3 protein-coding genes are annotated in these 4,977 nt (G+C 62.9%); 2 read left to right on the forward strand and 1 reads right to left on the reverse strand.

What is annotated here, in order from left to right; genetic code table 11:
* Positions 1-137: 137 nt before the first annotated feature.
* The gene (locus BG35_RS0106400) at positions 138-1,616 is read left to right on the forward strand and encodes a DUF3370 domain-containing protein (protein ID WP_071994805.1); all 1,479 of its coding nucleotides are present in this window, start codon (positions 138-140) and stop codon (positions 1,614-1,616) included.
* Positions 1,617-1,634: 18 nt separating this feature from the next.
* Here BG35_RS0106400 and BG35_RS0106405 read toward each other — a convergent pair whose 3' ends face one another.
* On the reverse strand, positions 1,635-4,505 hold the full coding sequence (locus BG35_RS0106405; protein ID WP_152535200.1) for a DNA methyltransferase family protein: 2,871 nt from the start codon (positions 4,503-4,505) through the stop codon (positions 1,635-1,637).
* Positions 4,506-4,667: 162 nt separating this feature from the next.
* On the opposite strand from BG35_RS0106405, the gene BG35_RS0106410 reads away from it, so the two are divergent.
* Positions 4,668-4,916: a hypothetical protein gene (locus BG35_RS0106410; protein ID WP_025782177.1), complete on the forward strand. Its 249-nt coding sequence runs from the start codon at positions 4,668-4,670 to the stop codon at positions 4,914-4,916.
* Positions 4,917-4,977: the final 61 nt, after the last annotated feature.

Here is a 4,977-nt window from a genome sequence, read left to right on the forward strand (position 1 = left end):
CCACCGCCACGGTGCTGAGGGACGGACCCCAACCAGCGGCGCCGGCCGGATCCGCCAACACCCCGTAACCCATGGGTCGGCATCCTTTGCAGTCCGTGACGGTCCAGGGCCTCTGCAGCGTCCTGGCGGCGTTGGTCATGGCGGCCGCCCCCACCGCCATGACGGCGCCGGCCCAGGCCCAGAGCACCCAGCGGTTCCAGGCCCTGCGGCCCCTCCCCGGCCGGTTGGATCAAACCCTGGTCTTCAACGACAACAACCCTGAGTCCGTCAAGGCCAGCGGCATCCTGCTCTCCACCTTTTCTCCCGTCGGTCGAGCCCATCCGGAGGCCCATCTGGATCAGCGGTTCCTGGGCAACTTCACGGTGTTCAGCCACCACGTGTATGCCCCCCCCGCCCACGGCGCCACCACCGCCTGGCTGGCGTTGCTGGCGGGCAATGCCGCAGACCGGCCCGTCACCATCACGGCACAGCAGGGGGCCACGGCCCTGAGCCAACCCGATGCCCCGTTTCTGCCCCTGCCCAGCATCCTGGAAGAAAACCTGGCCGCCGCGGACGAGACCATGGCCAACGTCCCCCGGGCGCCCCTGTCCAGAGTGGCGGCGGCACGGCTGGACCAGGAGCCTTTGCGCCGTGGTCTGGGGGGAGCCGGGGCCATCTACGCCGGACCCGGGTCCCGGGTGGCGGGCGCCCTGCTGCGGGGGGACAGCACCCCCGGCCTGCCCCCAAGCTGGCATTTGCCGCCCCACAGCACCCAGGCCCTCCTGCTGTTGCCCATTCCCACCACCCATCTGGATCCCCCGGTGAACGGTCGCACCACCCAACTGCGGCTCCACAGTTCCGGCCCGGTGGCCCTGGCCATGGTGGCGTCGCTCCATGATGAACCCCCTGATCTCCCCACCCTGGTGGGGCTGTTGGATGGTCCCCTCAGCCCCAAGGGGCATCAGCCCACACCCCCCGGCCACCAGGGCGGCATTGTCTATTCCCGGGTCAGCGGGGTGCAACGGGGCGCTCGGTGGCAGGCCCGCTTGACGGATCCGGGTCGGGATGTGCTCTCGGTGCGGTCCGTTCCCGTGGGCTGGCCCATCAGCGCCCTGGTGGGGGGCGCCATGACCACAGGCCAGGTGCAGACTGCCCCACTGGCGGCATTCTACCCCGGCACCGCCTGGGCGGCCCATGGCAACTACGGAGTTGAGTACCACCTCACCCTGCCCCTGCTGAACGACACCCCGGAATCGGTGACCCTGGAACTGGCCCTGGAAAGTCCCCAGGAGCGGGAGCCGCCGGCCGGTGTGGTGTCCCTGGCGACCCCCTCACCCAATACGCCGGTGCGATTTCGCGGTCCGGTGGCGGTGCAGGGGCTGGATGGTTCCCCAGGGGAACGGGTATTCCATCTGGTGCAGCGCCGTGGGCAACCGGGGCCGTTGTTGGGCGTCGTCACCCTGGCCCCGGGTGAGGAGCGCACTGTGGTGGTGCGGCTCGTCTATCCCGCCGACGCCACCCCACCCCAGGTGCTCAGCCTGCTGCCCGCCCACAGCCTGGCTCCGGATCCCCAGGCCGGCGACCCGCGACAGATCGACGTGGACGCCTTGATTGCACCCCTGTTGGAAGGCTCCTGAGGGGCTTTGAACCAGCCCTCAAGGGGGGGCGGTTCCCTTGCCGCCGTGGACGGACGGCTCTGCGCACCACTGAAGCCGTAGCAGGTCCAGGGACTCCATCATGTCCTCCGGTAGCCCCAGCAGGTCCATCAACACGGCCCGGTCAAGCGCCTGGCGAACGTCGTCTCGCCAGGCCTCGTTCGCCGGCAGCAGTTCCCGATTCCTGAAGGCGTCGAATATGGTCTTGGCCTGCTCCAGTTGGCCATCCGAGAGCCGCCGTGGGTCCAGTACCGTCAGGGCCGGAAGCCTTGAGATCGTGAGTGCTGCCCGCCCTTGGTGCTGACGTGTGCCAATCCACCAGAAGGCCATGAGCCCCAGCGTCGTGTTGGCCCACAGGACGAGGGGGGTTTCCCAGGGCTCTTCCTGGCAAAGGAAGTTCGGCCATGCCCGACCGCCTATGGACGGCTCCGGCGTCATGCAGGCGGCAAGCGGCTGGGAGTTGACGCGGAAGTCGCGGGTGAAATGTAGCCGTGACGATGTGTTCTGCCAGGCTGCAACTGCCTGTTGTCTGTTCCCGGACCTGACTTCGGCCACGCTGTCCGGGCCAACGATCAATCGGGTTTCCCGCCGGGCCTCGTGCCTCCACAGGGCAGGGTAGGTTGGGATCTGACCGGGGTAAAGTGAGATGATATGGAACGGTCCGCGGGCTGTCCCTGCCGCCGTGCCGTTGATATCTCTGTCCAGAAGCCCGCGCCGGCCAAGATCGTCAAGCCGGCAGATTGGGAGAGACAGTGATTCTGAACGACGGGGAAGCTGCAATTCTCCTCGCACCAGCGCCGCCGCCGCTTCTGCCGTTTCAGGCGAACGCAAGCCAGCACTTCCCATCTCGTCAAGCGTGCCCCGGATATAACAGCCCAGCCGCTCTCCCATTCCCACGGAGATGGGACCGAAACGTTCCCCGGCAGAAGGCAATCGACCCACGGTCCAGGCAATAGCAACGGCCTCAAGAATTGATCGGGGCCGGTGGAAAAGATTAACAAACAGAACATTCCTGTTCGCGTTTTCGTTGTTATCCCTGTTGTTGTCTTTGCGGTTGGCAACGATCAAGACTTCCGCCATTCCAGTATCGGCGGAAAAGGCACAATCCGTTGTACCCGTCGCCGCAATGCTGATGATGGCAACGTCCCTGTAGTGCTCCTCAAGCATTCGCCGTGCGCTGGCCCAGGAGTCTCCTTGCAGAAAGGAGGCCGGGAGCACCAGCGCCAGCACACCGCCGGCACTCTTCAGCTTGACATGGGCGATATCCATGAAATTCGATGCAAGACCGGCATTGCCGTGGCCCGCCATTCCCGGCCTGCGGATCCGGTTTAGCTTACGGGACATTGCCTTCTGCTCGTCCTCCTTTGTGGCGAAGCCGGCAAAAGAAGGGACGGGAACATCGGCCACCTCGTGGTTTGTCGGCCTCGTAAAGGGGGGATTCATGATGACAAGATCAAAGCCGCCGTGGGGAATATCGATGCGTCGATCATTGCCGCTGCCGCTGCCGCTCAATCTTTCCTGACCTGTGCCAAAGAGCGGTATGGTGGTTTCCTCTCCGATCAGATCCAGAGCCCCCAAGGCCGTGGGTTGGCCGGTATGGGCAGGTTGTTCTCCATAAGGCAGCGTGATAATCGAGGTACTGGCAAACGGCACTTCAGGATGGACGCTGGACAGCACCGAGGCCGTAAGGTGCGTTGCCGCTGGCATAATATCGGAGCCGACAAGCGTTGCCTCCATCATGGCGGCATGGAGTTCCCTATCGTCCCCGGAATGACGTCTGTAACGGGAGAGAACGGCCTGATAAGCTGCATTGAGCAGTGCTCCCGTGCCGCAGGCGAAGTCGGCAATTCGCAGCGCCTTCACTGCCTCCTTATCCGACCAATCGGTATCGAGGCGTGCAACGGCAAGCTCCGCAAGCAACGCAGCAGAACTGGGTAGTGTGTAAAATGTGGCCAAGAACTTCCGATCAGAAATCAGGCGTTGGAACATGCGTCCACTGAGATCGTGCTGGCTTGTCGTGCCAAGCTCTGTTAATTCCGAAGACAGTTCCAACATTCGCTCAAGGATCATTTGCGCTACTCTATCGGGAACAGATGCAAGGAGGTTGGACGCGATTTTGAAAATTGGCCAGTAGTTGATCTCGTCAAGGATGCTGTACCAGTGCCGCATCACATTAATTTTAGGGATTCGTCCGGTTTTGCCGCGCAGGTCATCGAGTATTTTTATAACGAAAGACCGATCCTTATTGCCAGTGCCAGCAATTGCCGTCTGGAAGATCAGTGCGTTTGCGATAATGGCCATGGCCATCCTCGTTGTTTGAATCCCATCTTCCTGGTGTAACTTACTTGCGATTAATTCAAGTTGTGCAGGTCTCTCAGCGCAGTGATCACGTAACAGGTTGGCAGCCTGAGAGATTTTGAGCTCCAGTATTTCAAGCCCCTCGGCAATCCGGTCTTCCGACAATGCCGCCAGCTCAATACAGGCAGCCAAATCGTCGATTCCACCCTGAATCCAACCGTGTTCTGGCCAACGAGCCGGATGTTTGGGGTCCCCGGAAAAGACGCAGAACTCAAGTGAGGCGTCATTGATGGACTGCTCCAGGTCCTGCTGGTTTCCTGCCGCCAGATTGTTGGGTATGCGGAGGGCGATGGACTGTTCAATAGGCCGTCCATCACCTTGCAGCATCTTGCCCAACCGGGCGCGGGCATCGCTTTCCACTGTGCGCGCCGGGCTGTATTCGGTTTCTATCACCACCGGGAGGCCGCCGGGATGACGGATAACGATGTCCGGTTTGAGCCCGGCGCCTTCCCGCAATACGCCTGTCTGCTCGATCCCGATGCGGTCGCGCCAGCGCGGATGCTTCGTCCCCATGACGTTACCCAACGCAACATTGAATGCCGGTTCAGAGATTCTCGGCTTCATGTCACTTCCTCCTGCTGATCCAAGGCTTCAAAGGTCACCGCTTCCAGAACGAGTCGGTTGACCACTGTACACAATCCTTATCCATGAAGGCGGCGGGCGTCCTCTTGCCCGTTGCCCATCCCCACCGGCCACCTGAATCCCCCTGTGCTGAATCCCCCTGTGAACGGTCGCACCACCCAACTGCGGCTCCACGGTTCCGGCCCGGCGCCCCCCATGGCGGCGGTTCGCCGTGCTTCAGCGGGGGGAGGCGGTGGCCGTGGTGGGCGCCGCGATGGCGGTGGCGATCCTGAAGCTGCCTCCCGGCTACAACCCCTCGCCATGTCCGTGGCTTGTCCCAGGGGCAAGACAGGGGCTGGCTAAGATGCTGAAGCATTTTGGAATGGCTGGTCATGGCAGTTGCGGCTGGGCAAACGCACCACGG

The sequence above is a fragment of the Candidatus Synechococcus spongiarum SH4 genome, assembly GCF_000586015.1.
GTDB lineage: Bacteria > Cyanobacteriota > Cyanobacteriia > PCC-6307 > Cyanobiaceae > Synechococcus_B > Synechococcus_B spongiarum_F.

What these genes read in the sequence shown, in the direction of transcription:
- BG35_RS0106400 (WP_071994805.1), top strand. Translation starts at nt 138, where the DNA reads ATGGCGGCCGCCCCCACCGCCATGACGGCGCCGGCCCAGGCCCAGAGC.
- BG35_RS0106405 (WP_152535200.1), bottom strand. Translation starts at nt 4,505, where the DNA reads ATGGGGACGAAGCATCCGCGCTGGCGCGACCGCATCGGGATCGAGCAG.